Annotated in this window: 12 protein-coding genes; 3 read left to right on the top strand and 9 right to left on the bottom strand. The window is 69.9% G+C overall.

Annotated features, from left to right (window positions below):
* Positions 1-7: 7 nt before the first annotated feature.
* The 3 genes from BWO91_RS05710 to sucC form a co-directional block, all read right to left on the bottom strand.
* Entirely contained in the window at positions 8-1,285 is a 1,278-nt protein-coding gene (locus tag BWO91_RS05710) for a cell division protein PerM (protein ID WP_079001740.1), read from the bottom strand.
* Between the two features lie 125 nt (positions 1,286-1,410).
* Positions 1,411-2,301 (bottom strand): succinate--CoA ligase subunit alpha, encoded by an 891-nt coding sequence (gene sucD, locus BWO91_RS05705; protein ID WP_079001739.1) that lies wholly within the window; start codon positions 2,299-2,301, stop codon positions 1,411-1,413.
* A gap of 14 nt (positions 2,302-2,315) precedes the next feature.
* On the bottom strand, positions 2,316-3,479 hold the full coding sequence (gene sucC, locus BWO91_RS05700) for an ADP-forming succinate--CoA ligase subunit beta (protein WP_064296654.1): 1,164 nt from the start codon (positions 3,477-3,479) through the stop codon (positions 2,316-2,318).
* 160 nt (positions 3,480-3,639) lie between these two features.
* Between sucC and BWO91_RS05695 the strand changes: the two genes are divergently transcribed.
* Entirely contained in the window at positions 3,640-4,440 is an 801-nt protein-coding gene (locus tag BWO91_RS05695) for an oxygenase MpaB family protein (protein ID WP_079001738.1), read from the top strand.
* Positions 4,441-4,544: 104 nt separating this feature from the next.
* Positions 4,545-6,119, top strand: a complete 1,575-nt coding sequence (locus tag BWO91_RS05690) for a hypothetical protein (protein WP_079001737.1) — start codon at positions 4,545-4,547, stop codon at positions 6,117-6,119.
* Here the strand turns inward: BWO91_RS05690 and BWO91_RS05685 are convergent.
* The 3 genes from BWO91_RS05685 to BWO91_RS05675 form a co-directional block, all read right to left on the bottom strand.
* Positions 6,046-7,044, bottom strand: a complete 999-nt coding sequence (locus BWO91_RS05685; RefSeq protein WP_079001736.1) for an SseB family protein — start codon at positions 7,042-7,044, stop codon at positions 6,046-6,048. The two genes, BWO91_RS05690 and BWO91_RS05685, sit on opposite strands and share 74 nt — an antisense overlap.
* A gap of 73 nt (positions 7,045-7,117) precedes the next feature.
* A complete protein-coding gene (locus BWO91_RS05680; protein ID WP_071259468.1) occupies positions 7,118-9,586 on the bottom strand; it encodes an ATP-dependent helicase in 2,469 nt (822 codons plus the stop codon).
* A 13-nt stretch (positions 9,587-9,599) separates the two neighbouring features.
* Positions 9,600-10,676 (bottom strand): glycerophosphodiester phosphodiesterase family protein, encoded by a 1,077-nt coding sequence (locus BWO91_RS05675; RefSeq protein ID WP_153303577.1) that lies wholly within the window; start codon positions 10,674-10,676, stop codon positions 9,600-9,602.
* A gap of 194 nt (positions 10,677-10,870) precedes the next feature.
* Between BWO91_RS05675 and BWO91_RS05670 the strand changes: the two genes are divergently transcribed.
* The gene (locus BWO91_RS05670; RefSeq protein ID WP_071259472.1) at positions 10,871-11,728 is read left to right on the top strand and encodes a Bax inhibitor-1/YccA family protein; all 858 of its coding nucleotides are present in this window, start codon (positions 10,871-10,873) and stop codon (positions 11,726-11,728) included.
* Between the two features lie 265 nt (positions 11,729-11,993).
* Here the strand turns inward: BWO91_RS05670 and guaA are convergent, their stop codons facing one another.
* From guaA to BWO91_RS05655, 3 genes are read right to left on the bottom strand one after another with little or no spacing between them, the layout of a single operon-like run.
* Positions 11,994-13,598, bottom strand: a complete 1,605-nt coding sequence (gene guaA / locus BWO91_RS05665; RefSeq protein ID WP_079001735.1) for a glutamine-hydrolyzing GMP synthase — start codon at positions 13,596-13,598, stop codon at positions 11,994-11,996.
* Entirely contained in the window at positions 13,595-14,038 is a 444-nt protein-coding gene (locus tag BWO91_RS05660; protein ID WP_056778703.1) for a DUF3817 domain-containing protein, read from the bottom strand. Before BWO91_RS05660 ends, guaA begins: the two co-directional genes overlap by 4 nt.
* 37 nt (positions 14,039-14,075) lie before the next feature.
* Positions 14,076-14,852: an SURF1 family protein gene (locus tag BWO91_RS05655; RefSeq protein ID WP_079001734.1), complete on the bottom strand. Its 777-nt coding sequence runs from the start codon at positions 14,850-14,852 to the stop codon at positions 14,076-14,078.
* Between the last annotated feature and the right edge of the window lie 50 nt (positions 14,853-14,902).

The raw sequence follows: 14,902 nt of genomic DNA, 5'->3' as shown, positions 1-14,902 counted from the left end.
GAGCATCCTATCGGTCGCGGGCACCCCGGCCGCTCGGCTGGGCGTACAGCTCCGGGAGGCGGTCCTCATCGGCCAGATGCGTCGGACCGGCCGCCATACCGACCACGGCCGCGATCCCGACCGTCAGCGTGGTCCACAGGCCCGTCGCCCAACCGTTCGGGCCGACCTCGATGAGTCGACCTGGTCCTGCCGCGCCCGCCGAGAGGGCCGCGAGAACTCCGACGATGATGCCGGCGGTGACCCCGACGCCGAGACCGACGACCGCCAGTCGTGCGAGCCCGCCACGCCCGTCGAGGTCGACGAGCAGACGACGGCGCAGCACCACGGCGGCGGCGAATCCGATGACGACCGGGACCACGAGGACCACGAAGCCGAGTGGGCTCTCCCCCCTCGGGATGGCGCCGAGGACCGGCACGGCCGGCATGGGCCCGACGAGCGTGCCGATCGGTGAGATCGCCGTGCCGCTCCCGATGGCGAAGCCCGCGCCGGTGATCCAGGTCATGGCCCAGATCACGAGGTTCGGGAGGTACAGGAGTTCGGCGCCGGTGACGATGGCACCACCCAGGACGCCGAACTGCGCGCTCTCATGCAGGGAGATGATGGCACCGTAGCCGACGGCGATGAGGATGGCGGTCAGGACCGCGGAGACCGCCACCAGTCCGGTGGCTGCGAGCGCTCCACCACGCAGCGCCGCGACGATCATCGACCAGGTCCCGTCCGGCATCCGGTCTCGCATCGCGCGGAGTCCGTCGAGGATCGGATCGGCCGCGTCCTGCTCACGGAACCGGACCCACAGTGCGGCGACCACGACCCCGCCTGCGAAGCGCACGGTCGGCGCGAGGGTCCCCTGGACGATCGAGGGGCGCACCGCCGGGTGGAGGGCGGTGAGGGCCACGAGGAACGAGAGCAGAGCGAACACGAGCACCGACAGCACGACGGCACCCTGCCACCAGGCGCTGCGCGCCGCGCGGGCCCCGGTGCGCAGACCGAACAGGACCGTGCCGATCGTGAAGGCGAGGGGCGCCAGGGAGACGAGGAACGGCTCCATCCCGGCGGGCAGTCCGAGCTGGGTGATGAGGGCCGTGTCGAGGGTGATGCGCATGCTCGAGCCGTTGCCGAGCGCCCAGATGTCGACGGCCCCCCGCCAGAGCGCGGCCGGGTCGACGTCCAACTGGAAGTGCAGGGCCCAGAGGGCGAGGAGTGGGACGAGTGCGACACCGATGCCGATGGCCACGGCGAGGGTGGCATCGAGGGCGGCGAGGAGGGCGACGGTCAGACGGTTCATGCGCCTTCGACCCTACCTGGAGCCGCGCGTGCGGACGGTCAGGCACACGGCGTGCGTGGGCCGAAACGCCACGACGCGACGCCCGAACCGGGCGCCGCGTCGTGGTCGCAGTCGAGCTGCGGGTGTTACAGCGAGGCGATGATCTCGCGCATGAGGTCGGCGGTCTCGCTCGGCGTCTTGCCGACCTTGACGCCGGCGGCCTCGAGGGCCTCCTTCTTCGCCTGCGCGGTGCCTGCGGAGCCCGAGACGATCGCGCCGGCGTGGCCCATCGTCTTGCCCTCGGGCGCGGTGAAGCCCGCGACGTAGCCGACGACCGGCTTCGTGACGTTCGCCTTGATGAAATCGGCCGCGCGCTCCTCGGCGTCGCCACCGATCTCACCGATCATGACGATGGCCTTGGTCTCGGGGTCGGCCTCGAACGCGGCGAGCGCGTCGATGTGCGTCGTGCCGATGATCGGGTCGCCGCCGATGCCGATCGCCGTCGAGAAACCGATCTCGCGCAGCTCGTACATCATCTGGTACGTGAGGGTGCCCGACTTCGACACGAGGCCGATCGGTCCCTTGCCGGCGATGTTCGCGGGCGTGATGCCGACGAGGGACTCACCAGGCGTGATGATGCCGGGGCAGTTGGGGCCGATGATGCGGGTCTTGGAGCCCTTCGACTGGGCGTAGGCCCAGAACTCGGCGGAGTCGCCCACCGGCACACCCTCGGTGATGATGACGAGCAGCGGGATCTCGGCGTCGATGGCCTCGATGACCGCGTCCTTGGTGAAGGCCGGGGGCACGAAGGCGATCGACACGTCTGCGCCGGTCTCCTTGATGGCCTCGGCGACCGTGGCGAACACGGGCAGCTCGACGCCACCGTCGTGGGTGACGGTCGTGCCGGCCTTGCGGGCGTTGACGCCGCCGACGACCTGGGTGCCGGCCTTCAGCATGAGCGCCGTGTGCTTGGTGCCCTCGCCTCCGGTGATGCCCTGGACGATGACCTTGGAGTCCTTGTTGAGGAAGATTGACATGCTTGTGCGATCCCTTACTTCGAAGCCAGCTCGGCGGCCTTGTCGGCGCCTTCGTCCATGGTTGCGGCGAGCGTGATGAGCGGGTGCGCGGCGGCGGCGAGGATCTCGCGGCCTTCCGCGACCTTGTTGCCGTCGAGACGGACCACGAGCGGCTTGGTCGCTGCGTCACCGAGGATCTCGAGCGCCTTCACGATGCCGTTCGCGACCGCGTCGCAGGCGGTGATGCCACCGAAGACGTTGACGAACACGCTCTTCACCTGGGCGTCACCGAGGATGACGTCGAGGCCGGCTGCCATGACCTCGGCCGAGGCGCCGCCGCCGATGTCGAGGAAGTTGGCCGGCTTCACGCCGCCGTGCTGCTCGCCCGCGTAGGCGACGACGTCGAGCGTGGACATGACGAGCCCGGCGCCGTTGCCGATGATGCCGACCTCGCCGTCGAGCTTGACGTAGTTGAGGTCGTTCTCCTTGGCCTTGAGCTCCAGGGGGTCCTCGGCTGCGGTGTCTTCGAGTTCGGCGTGGTTCGGGTGACGGAAGGCGGCGTTCTCGTCGAGCGAGACCTTGCCGTCGAGGGCGACGATGCGCCCCTCCTCCGTGAGGACGAGCGGGTTGACCTCGACGAGCGTCGCGTCCTCACCCTTGTAGACGTCGTAGAGCTTCACGAAGACGTCGGAGACCTGGTCGACGAGCTCCTCGGGGAAGTTCGCAGCCTTCGCGATCTCGACCGCGGCCGCCTTGTCGACACCGGTGAGCGGGTTCACCTCGATGCGCGCGAGCGCCTCGGGCTTCTCGACCGCGAGCTGCTCGATCTCCATACCGCCCTCGACGCTCGTGAGCGACAGGTAGGACCGGTTGGCGCGGTCGAGCAGCACCGAGAAGTAGAACTCCTGGGCGATGCGTGCGCCGGCCGCGACCATCACGCGCTTGACGACGTGACCCTTGATGTCGAGTCCGAGGATGGACTTCGCCGCCTCGTAGGCCTCGTCGGGGGTCTTGGCGACCTTGACGCCGCCGGCCTTGCCGCGGCCTCCGACCTTCACCTGGGCCTTGACGACGACCACGCCGCCGAGACGCTCGGCCGCGGCCCGCACCTCGTCCGGGGTGTCGGCGATGATGCCGGCGAGGACCGGCACCTCGTACTGCTCGAACAGGTCTCGTGCCTGATACTCGTAAAGATCCACGTGTCATTCCCATCCGCGCTGCGCGCGTTCTGCTGTGATTGTCGTGGCGATTTTCGGCCGCGCGTTATCTCGGCGGCGAGAGAAAAAGGGCCAGTGACGACTCTACCCCCAGCGCTGCGCCGCAACCGGACGTTCGCAGTGAACGACTAAGGTCGGGTCCATGACCGGCATGGCGGACCTCGCTCGCGAGGGCATCCTCGTCGCCGGCGCCGGACGGGCCATCCTGCTCCAGATCGCGGACCCCTCGGTCGCAGCCGGGGTGGCGCGGCACAGCGACTTCGGCTCCCGTCCGCTCGACCGGCTGCACGCCACCCTCACCTTCGTCTACGCGCTCGCCCTCGGTACGCCGGACGAGCAGCGGAGCGCGGCCCGGCGGGTGAACCACGCCCACGCGCCCGTCCGCGCTCAGCCGGGCGAGGCCGCCCCGGGGTACTCGGCCTTCGACCACGACGCGCAACTCTGGGTCGCGGCCACGCTGTACGACACCGCCGTCCAGGTCTACGAGCTCGTGTTCGGCCCGCTCGACGAGGAGTCGCGGGAGCGCCTGCACCGTGAGTACGCGATCGTGGGGACGAGCCTGCAGCTCCCGCCCGACCGCTGGCCTCCGACCCGGGCCGCGTTCGACGAGTACTTCGCAGCCCGGGTCGCGGGACTCCACGTCACCGCGGAGGCACGCCGCGTCTCGGTCGAGCTCATGACCGCGCGTGCGGCGCCCCTCCCCGTCCGGTGTCTGCTCCCCCTCGTCCGACTCGTGACGGCGGGACTGCTGCCCGACGGATTGCGGAGCGCCTACGGGTTCCGTTTCACACCCCGGCAGCAGCGTCGCTTCGCGCGGCGGGTCGCCGCAGCGCGGGCCGTCTGGCCGCGTCTTCCGCAGCGATTGCGCGCGGCACCCTCCGCCTGGTACCTCCGGGCGATGCGAGAGCGGGATCGCACGGACGCGGCCCGCCGCCTCGGCTGACGACGTTCCAGGACCGCCCTCCACAGCACACTGGCGGAGCAGTCCCGTCCACATTCGGTTCCTCGCCCGGCTGACCGAGGTACCGCGGTTCGCACGATGGGGGCATGACAACACACCACCTCCCCCAGACCGGCCGCCTCCTCGGCGGCAGACCGCGGATCCTCCGGCTCCTGGCGGCCGTCCCGATCCTGCTGACGCTCGTCCTCGGCATCGTCCTCGGCGGCGCCACCGCGTCCTCCGCCCTGACCGCGACCGGCGCCGCCTACGGCCACCGCGACGCCTCGAACGGCCGCTGGCTCGGCTCGTGGGCCTTCGACGACGGGACGGTCGGGTTCTGCATCAACCTCGACCTCCCGATCCCGCCGGGTCACGCCTACGAGCACGTCGACGGATCATCGCTCGGCTGGTTCACCCCTGAGGACGCCGCCCGTTTGGCCTACCTCTCGCGACACTGGGGTGCCAGCCAGGACGCCGACGAGGCGGCTGCTGGACAGCTCGCCACCTGGATGATCACCGGCCTGAACGGGTGGACACCGGCGCAGATCGCCGCTCGGGCGGGAGCGAGCGCCGACCGCGTGCTGGCACTGGCCCATCAGATGCTCGCCGAGGCCGACGGACCCGGCGGCGCGAGTCGGGGAGCGAGCGCCACCATGTCCATCGAACGCGGCGAGGACGGATTCGACCTCGTCCGAACGGAACTCGCCGTCGACTTCGTCTCCTCCGGCGTCACCACCCTGCCACCGGGTACCCACACCGGGACGGTCACCCTCGACGGTGCGACCTTCGAGGACGGCACGTCCGAGCGGATCGTCGGGAACGGTGAGAGCCTGCGGATCCTGCCGAGCACCGATGCCGCCGTCGTGGCGTTCTCAGCGAACGCCACCTTCGGTGAGCTGCCGTACGGGGCGGGCCTCACGATCGCTCGAAGCGCTGCCAACGTGCAGAGCGTCCTCGTCGCCCGCCCGATCACGGTCGCCGCCGGGGCGAGCGCCGACCGAGAGCGCCCCACACCACTCCCCTTCCAGCCGGTCGTCGTCACCACCACCTCGCACGCGACGGCGACACCGGGAACCGAGATCACCGACCGGCTGTCGGTCGGGATCGCGACCGACACGGGCCTCGCCGCGGAGTGGGGCCTCATCGGACCGGAGGGTGGACCGTACACACCGATCCCGGTGACCGTCCGCAGCCAGCTGCTCGGTCCGTTCGCGGAGCGCCCGGTCGAGGCACCGGAGGTCCCGCTCGGAGCACCAGTGGTCTGCGAGGTCGAGACGCTCGTGGATGCAGGCCCCGGCGAGTACACGACACCGTCCTGCGTGCTTCCCGAGGACGGCTACTACGTCTGGGTCGAACGCATCGAGCCGAGCGACACCCTGCCGGAGAACGGCGGCGCGATGATCCGCCCCTGGCGATCCGCCTTCGGGGTCGCGTCGGAGATCACACTCGCCTCGACACCGACCGTGCCCGAAGCGCGCCTCGCCGAGACCGGTGCCGACGACCACTCCCTGCTCACGGCCGGCTCTGCGGCGATCGGGGCGCTCGCGCTCGGCGGCATCCTGCTCGCTCTCCGTCGGCGGATCACGCCGAGTGGAGCGGGTGCGACGCTCAGCGCACGTCGAGGAGGGGTGCGAGCTGGGCGCGGTCGACGTCCAGCCACGGTGCCGCAGGGTTCACGATGATCCCGGTGATGCCCTCGTCGCTCCGGAGCGCAGCCGCCAGTTCCGCGGCGGTCACGGGATACGCGTCGTCGCCTCGGCCGAGCGCCGCGATCTCGATGGGCGAGGTGAAGACCTCGAGCAGGCGGCGGTCCCCGAGCCGGGTCTCCGCGATGCCGACGGTCTTGCGGTTACCCTCCTCGTCCATCTCTGCTCGTCCCGCCACGAATCCGCCGTGTGCGGCGAGTGCCGCCACCAGCTGCTGGAGGGCATCGGCGTCGCGAGGCTGGGCGAGCGCCTGCTTGGCGAGGTCGTTGTTCCGGCCGTCACCGAAGAGGCGGACGATGAGTGTCTTCGGGACGACGGCACTCGCCTTTCCGTCGGCGGGGTTCAGCACGATGCCGGCGTAGCCTTCGCCGGCCGCCTGACGCAGCGCCCACACCGCGTCCACCGCGACCCCGGAGACGGGGCCCTCGGCCGTCCGCGTCTTCTCGAGCTCGCGAGGCGAGGTGAAGGCGAGGAGGTAGACGGCCCCCTCCGGGTCGCGGTGGACGCCGAGCGGGACGCGTCCCGCGGCCTTGTCCTCCTCCGAGACACCGTCGAGGCTCGTGGACAGCAGGAGCTTGCCCTGGATGCTCTGGCGCAGGACATGCATCATCGCACGCTCGTCACCGCCTTCGGCCAGGGCCGTGAGCGCCTGGGCGAGGTCGACGTTCGTGTCGGGCTCCGCGGCCGCGGGCGCCGGAGCGGCCGCCGGGGCAGCCGGCACCGATACGGGGGCCTCAGGTGTCCGTGCGGCGGAACTGACCGTCGTGACCGAGATGGGAACGTGCGGAACCGGTTCGGCGACCGCGGGGGTCGTGTCCTCCTCGGTTTCGCGGGCGGAGGTCGCTGCCTCCGCCGCTGCGGATCGGGCATCGGACGCGTTGCGCTTGGAGAACAGAGCCATGATGCCTCAGCCTAGAGGCTTCGCCAGGACTGGGGAACCTGATGCCGCCGGGGACGGCCGACGGGACAGGGGGTCACTCCACCTTCTCGATCGGGGCGATCTTGATCAGCAGCTTCTTGGCTCCCGCCGACTCGAACTGCACGTGGGCGATGCGTTTCGCGCCCTCGCCGGTGACGGCGTTCACCCGCCCCACACCGAAGTCCGCGTGGGAGATGCGGTCGCCGGGGACGAGCTCGAGATCACCGTTGTCGCGGACCTTCGCCGTGATGCGGTTGGCCCAGGCCGTCTCCGGCTTGCTCGAACCGCCGGAGAACCGGGTGTCGCCCGCGGAGGCTCCTTCCGGGAGCGAGCGGACCGACCAGCGGTCGCTCGAAGGGGCGCGGCGGGCGTTCAGGGCGCGAGACTGGGTTCCACCACGACCGTTGACGTTGCCGGGCGACTGACGCCACTCGATCAGTTCGGCCGGGATCTCCTGCAGATAGCGGCTGGGCATGGCGACGGCCGTCTCGCCGTACTGGGCACGAGTCATCGCCAGCGAGAGGTACAGGCGCTTACGGGCGCGGGTGATGCCGACGTAGAACAGGCGCCGCTCCTCCGCCGGGCCGCCAGGCTCGTTCGCCGACATCCGGTGCGGGAGGAGGTCCTCCTCGATGCCCGTCAGGAAGACCGCATCGTACTCGAGGCCCTTCGCCGTGTGCAGGGTCATGAGCGACACGCTGCCCGTCGCGTCGTCGAGGTCGTCGGCCGCGGCGACGAGCGAGACCTCCGTCAGGAAGTCGACGATGCCGCCGTCGGGGTTGTTCTTGGCGAACTCCTTGGTGACGGCGATGAGCTCGTCGACGTTCTCGGCGCGTGCCTCATCCTGCGGGTCGCGACTGTTGCGCAGCGAGTCGAGGTAGCCGCTCTTCGTCATGAGGAGCGACAGGACGTCGCCGACCGCGGTCGCGGACGCCGTCGGGCGGTCGGCCGCAGCGGCGTCGTCGAGCGCGGCCTGCGCTTCGTCGAGGAGCGCCGACAGCTGCAGGATCGCGCTCGTGACCTTCGGCCCGAGCCCGAGGGCGTCGGCACGCCGCATGGCCTCGCGGAAGGTGACGCCGTTGTTCTCGGCGAAGCTCGCGAGTGCCGTCTCCGTCGCCGGTCCGATGCCACGCTTGGGCGTGTTCAGGATGCGCCGCAGCGCCATGATGTCGGCGGGGTTCGCGACCGACACGAGGTAGGCGAGGGCGTCCTTGATCTCGGCGCGTTCGTAGAACTTGGTGCCGCCCATGATCCGGTACGGCAGGGCCGCGCGGATGAAGATCTCCTCGAGCGCACGGGTCTGGGCGTTCGTGCGGTAGAACACCGCGATGTCGCTGTAGGCCGTGCCGGCGTTCCTGAGCTTCTCGATCTCGTCCGCGATGAACTGCGCCTCGTCGTGGCCGGAGTACCCCGTGAAGCCGACGATCTTCTCTCCGTCGCCGACGGCCGTCCAGAGCTTCTTGTCCTTGCGGTCGAAGTTGTTGGAGATGACCGCGTTCGCGGCCGAGAGGATGTTCTGCGTGGAGCGGTAGTTCTGCTCGAGCAGCACCACCTTGGCACCCGGGAAGTCGCGCTCGAACTCGGTGATGTTCCGGATGTCGGCCCCGCGGAACGCGTAGATCGACTGGTCCGAGTCGCCGACGACGGTGAGCGAGGCACCCTCGGTGCGGGTGATGGCGAGCTGATCCGTGCCGGCCTCGGGCGCACGCGTGAGCTCCCGGATGAGCGAGTACTGGGCGTGGTTGGTGTCCTGGTACTCGTCGACGAGGATGTGGCGGAACCGCTGCTGGTACTGCGCGGCGACGTGCGGGAAGGCCCGGAAGAGGAACACCGTCTGGCTGATGAGGTCGTCGAAGTCGAAGGCGTTCGCGTCGGCCAGCGCGCGCGTGTACTTCCGGAAGACCTGCAGGAAGACGAGTTCCTGCGGGTCGTTCGTGTTGATCGTGCGGGAATACGACTCGACGTCCGACAGCTCGTTCTTCAGTTTCGAGATCTTCGCGGAGGTGTTGGATGGCGTGAAGCCGTACGCATCGGCCTCGAGCTCCTTGATGATCCGCTTCAACAGGGCGCGTTGGTCGCCGCTGTCGTAGATCGTGAAGTTCTTGGTGAAGCCGAAGTGCTCGGCCTCGCGCCGGAGGATGCGGACGCAGGCGGAGTGGAAGGTGGAGATCCACATGCCCTGCGCGGCCTGGCCGACGAGCGCCTGCACCCGCTCACGCATCTCGGCGGCGGCCTTGTTGGTGAACGTGATCGCCAGGATCTGGCTCGGCCAGGCCTCCCGCTGCTCGAGCAGCAGCGCCACGCGGCGGGTGAGCACACTCGTCTTGCCCGATCCGGCACCGGCGACGATGAGCAGGGCCTGGCCCCGGTACTCCACCGCGATCCGTTGCTGCGGGTTGAGCCCCTCCAGCAGCCGACTCCCGCCGGCACGCTCGTCGGAGGACGACTCGGGGACGGTTGCCGTGGGCCAGCCGACGATCACCGGTTGCACGGCGTCGGCGTTCGAAGAAGGAGAGCTCGCCATATCGCCTGCAAGTCTAGGCGCTGCCTCCGACATCGCTCGGCCGAGCACCGCCGTCGCGGTGTTCCGCCCGCTCGCCGGCCGCGGACCGGGCGGCGACACCGAGGTCGGCCTGGTCGACGAAGCAGCCGTCGACCCCCGAGGAGAGCACCAGGACGAACTCCTCGAGCCAGCGGCCGACCGCCGCCGGATCGGACCCGTCCCGGAAGGGTGGCGCGAGGAATCGGTTCTCGGGGCGGAGGGTCCAGGTGTAGACGCGCAGGCCCACCGCGTGGGCGCGCTCCACGAGGTCCGTCGGGTGGGCGCCGTCGTCGTCGAGGTCGATGAGCATCGCCTTGTCCACACTGATGGCGTCGACCTCGAGGGCGAGCGCCGCGAGTCCTGCGTCGGTCATCGCGTCGGCGTAGGACGGGGCCGAATCCCCCAGCCGGGCGACGAGGTCGCTCGGCCTGCCGGACCGCTCGATGAGGTACACGAACTCCGCCTGCACCCGACGGGCCTGCAACGCCGTGAGGACCGACTGCTCGAACGACTCGATGATGAGCGGTTCGGCATCGGAATCGGTGCCGAACCCCAGAGCGGCGAGCTCCTCGGCCAGGAGTCGATCGAGTGGGAGTCCGATCGAAGCGAAGTAGTCGGCGTGCTTCACCTCGGCCACGACACCGACGGGTCGTCGGTGCGCTGCGGCCGCGCTGCGTACGACCTCGACGAGGTCGGCGAACCGCAGGATGCCCTCGGTGCCGTCGAATCCCGCACTCACCGTCCGCACCTCGGGGATCCGCTCACGCGCGGTCAGGGTCGACAGCTCGGCCCAGGTGAAGTCCTCGGTGAACCATCCGGTCAGCTCGTGGCCGTCGACGCGCTTCGTCGTCCGCCGGTCGGCGAACTCCGCCCGGGCGGCGACGTCGGTCGTCCCGGAGATCTCGTTCTCGTGTCGGACCACGAGGACGCCGTCCTTCGACGCGACGAGATCGGGCTCGACGGCGTCCGCACCCAGCGCGACGGCCAAGCGGTAGGAGGACTCGGTGTGCTCGGGGCGGTAACCGGGAGCCCCGCGGTGTCCGATGACGAGCGGGTTGGGCAGGGAGTCGATGCGCACGCCATCAGCCTAGGACGACGCTCCAGCGTGCGCGCAGGGTGCCGGCTGTCAGCCCGCCGCGAACATCGGCGCCCGTTCGGGGTTTTCCACGCGCGACCCGGCTGATTCAAAGGGAACTCGGATACTCTGGGTGTCAGCAGCGCCGCTTGGCGCGACACAGCCTCCACGACTGAGAGTAGGAATCAGCCATGGCCCTCGACAATCCCGCGTTCTCGAAGAACCCGGCATTCGCGAAGCAGGGAGGCGGGACGCTGCAGGCAGCTCAAGCAGCGAACCCCTCGCTGACCGCCGAACAGCTCCGCAAGATGTACGAGCAGCCCACCGCACCGGCGGGCGTCGGCACCGCCGACCGCATGACGATCGAGAACACGCTCGTCAAGACGCTCGGCTCGTTCGCCGTCCTCGTCGTGTTCGCCGTCGTCTCCTGGATGTGGACGACCTCCCTCCTGCAGGCAGGCAGCGGCTACGCCCTCCCCATGATCATCGGCATGATCGGTGGTCTCGGTCTCGGGCTCGTCAACTCCTTCAAGAAGGAGCCGGTCCCGGCGCTCATCCTCGGGTACGCCGTCTTCCAGGGACTCTTCGTCGGCGGCATCTCGCGCGTCTTCGAGGCGAACCCGGCATGGTCGGGCGTCGTCGTCCAGGCGGTCCTCGCGACCCTCGCTGTCGTCGGCGTGACCCTCGCGCTCTTCGCGAGCGGCAAGGTCCGCGCCTCCAAGAAGCTGACGAAGGTCTTCCTCGTCGCCATCATCGGTTACGGCGTCTTCCAGCTCCTCAACCTCGTGCTCATGTTCACGGGCGTCCTGAACAACCCGTTCGGCCTCTACGGCGCGACGATCTTCGGCATCCCGCTCGGGATCGTCATCGGCATCTTCGCGGTGCTGATGGGTGCGTACTCGCTGGTGCTCGACTTCGACTTCATCCAGCGCGGCGTGCAGAACCGCGCACCCGCCAAGTACGGCTGGACCGGCGCCTTCGGCATCATGGTCACGGTCATCTGGATCTACGTCGAGATCCTGCGTCTGCTGGCCATCTCCCGCAACTAGGAGCGCACGCACGGCAAGGCCCGTCCCGTTCGCGGGGCGGGCCTTCGTCGTCCGAGGAACCGGCCGGTCGAGGTGCTGCCCCTCGACAGGCTCAGGGACCGGGCCCCGCGCACCGGGCACCATCCCCGGTCCCTGAGCCACCCACCCGGTCCCCTGAGCCCCCCGGTCCCTGAGCCACCCACCCGGTCCCTGAGCCTGTCGAAGGGCGCGGACGACGGAAGGCCGCCCCGCGAACGGGACGGCCTTCCGATGCTTCAGGGAGCGATCACTCCCACTCGATGGTCCCCGGCGGCTTCGACGTGACGTCGAGCACGACGCGGTTGACGTCCTTCACCTCGTTGGTGATGCGGTTGCTGATGCGCGCGAGGACGTCGTACGGCAGGCGGGTCCAGTCGGCGGTCATGGCGTCTTCAGACGACACCGGTCGCAGCACGATCGGGTGACCGTAGGTGCGGCCGTCGCCCTGCACGCCCACGGAACGGACGTCCGCCAGCAGGACCACGGGGCACTGCCAGATCTCCTGGTCGAGCCCGGCCGCGGTCAACTCCTCGCGGACGATCGCGTCGGCGTCGCGGAGGAGGTCGAGACGCTCGGCCGTGACCTCACCCACGATGCGGATACCGAGTCCGGGACCGGGGAACGGCTGACGGCCGACGATCTCCTCCGGGAGGCCCAGCTCGCGGCCGATCGCCCGGACCTCGTCCTTGAACAGGGTGCGCAGGGGCTCGACGAGTTCGAACTGGAGGTCTTCCGGCAGGCCGCCGACGTTGTGGTGGCTCTTGATGTTGGCCGTGCCGGATCCGCCTCCGGACTCGACGACGTCGGGGTACAGCGTGCCCTGGACGAGGAAGCGGATGGGCTCGCCTTCGCTCTGGGCCTCCTTGACGAGGTCGATCTCGGCCTGTTCGAAGGACCGGATGAATTCGCGGCCGATGATCTTGCGCTTCTGCTCCGGGTCGCTGACACCGGCGAGCGCCGACAGGAACTGCTCGCGGGCGTCGACCGTGACCAGCCGGACACCGGTCGAGGCGACGAAGTCCTCCTCGACCTGGCGCCGCTCGTCCTTCCGGAGCAGGCCGTGGTCGACGAAGATGCAGACGAGCTGGTCGCCGACGGCCTTGTGCACGAGCGCCGCGGCGACGGCCGAGTCGACACCGCCGGAGAGCCCGCAGATGACCTTGGCGTCGCCCACCTGGGAGCGGATGCGGTCGACCTGTTCGGCGATGACGTTGCCGCTGTTCCAGTCGGCCGGGATGCCCGCCGCCCGGTGGAGGAAGTTCTCGAGCACCTGCTGGCCGTAAGCGGAGTGCTTGACCTCGGGGTGCCACTGGACGCCGTAGAGGCCGCGTTCCGCGTTCGCGAAGGCGGCGACCGGAGTCGAGGCGGTCGAGGCGAGGACCTCGAAGCCCTCGGGGGCCTTGGAGACGGAGTCGCCGTGGCTCATCCAGACGTTCTGCTCGGTCGGGACGCCGTGCAGGAGGGTGCCCGGGACGTCGACGACGCTGGTCGCGTCGGTGGCGCCGTACTCCCGGAGACCGGTGTGCGCGACCTCTCCACCGAGCTGCTTGGCCATGACCTGGAAGCCGTAGCAGATGCCGAAGGTCGGGACGCCGAGCTCGAGGATGCCCTCGTCGAGCGACGGAGCGCCCGGCTCGTACACGCTGGACGGGCCGCCGGACAGGACGATCCCGACGGGGTTCTTGGCGGCGACCTCGGCGGCGGACACGGTGTGCGGCACGATCTCGGAGTACACGCCGGCTTCGCGGACGCGACGCGCGATCAGCTGCGCGTACTGCGCACCGAAGTCGACGACGAGGACCGGTCGGGCGGCGGTCTGCTCCGCTGCGGCGGCGGGGGCGGTTTCACTCACTGCATGGACTCCACGGGTTCGGCGGCCGCTGCTGCTTCGCGGCCGGAGAGGTAGCCCTTCACTTCCCGCGGGATGCGGCTCTCGAAGAAGAAGGACAGGAACGGGATGATGCCGCCGAGCGCGAGCCAGAGCAGACGCAGGACGTTCCACCGCATGAGGCTCCAGAGCCGGAACGCGGCGAACAGGTACACGACGTAGAACCAGCCGTGGATGATGAGGATGCCCGTGCTCAGGTTGACGGCGGTGGCGGTGCCGGAGGGCACGAAGGCGAGGAAGCCGTAAGCACCGCCGAGTTCGAGCTCGAGGCCGAACGCGTACTTCATGAGCATCTCGGCGCAGAGCGACAGGAGCAGCACACCGGTGATGGGGGCGGCCACCTGGTAGAACTTCAGCGCGCCTCGGATCGCGGGAAACGTCGACGGTTTCGGCTGGAGGGGCATGCCCCCATCCTACCCGCGGCCGCCAAGCGACCGGACATCACGGACGGAGCGCTGCGGCCTCCTCCTCGGCGTCCTCGAGCTCCTCGATCTCGCGCTCCCAGGCGTCCTTGGCGAGCCGGAACCACAGGAACACGGCGAAGCACGCGAAGACGACCCACTCGGCCGCGTAGAAGATGTTCAACCAGTTGAGCTGGATCTCCTGGCTGGGCGCGGGTGACGAGATGGGCTCGAGTCCGTCGACGGCCACGTCGTCCACGACGAACGCACTGAACACCCGCAGGCCGTCGGCGTCGTTCCAGCGGTTCAGCAGCGCGGCGACCGACATGTTGTCGAGGTCGGTCGGTGCGGCGTCCGCTGCCGGTTCCTCCGGGCCCTCCGGCGGGTTCAGACGCCCTTCGAGCTCCACGGCACCGGTGGGGGCGTCCGCGTTCAATGCCTCCGCGACACGGTCGGCGGTCTCGCGATCCTTCGTCCACCCGAGCGCGACGGCGAGACCGGCCTGATCCGGGCGGTCGGTCGCGAGGTGGCCCGTCACCCAGTACCCGAGCGTGCCGTCGTTCACCCGGTTGCCCACCACGAGGTAGTCCTCCGGCACCCAGGTGCCCGAGACGCTCACCCGTTGTCCGGCGTCCGCCTCTCGGATACCGACGCCCGGTTCGAGGACGTCCGCGAGTGGCCGGACCGATTCGGTCTCGGTCGGCACCACCTGCCCGGATTCGATGGCGCGTGCGAGCTGCCACTGCCCGAGCGCGGCGAACGCGCCCGCGACGGCGAGGCAGAGGACGAGGACGCCGATCCACCGGGGACGCAGCATGACGGAGCGGAGCGTCGGACGGACCTGTCCGTGGTTGTCGGGGCCTGGTG

The organism is Plantibacter flavus (genome assembly GCF_002024505.1).
Classification (GTDB): Bacteria; Actinomycetota; Actinomycetes; order Actinomycetales; family Microbacteriaceae; genus Plantibacter; species Plantibacter flavus_A.
The sequence above is the reverse complement of the archived record's forward strand: the minus strand, read 5'-3'. Positions and strand labels throughout refer to the sequence as shown.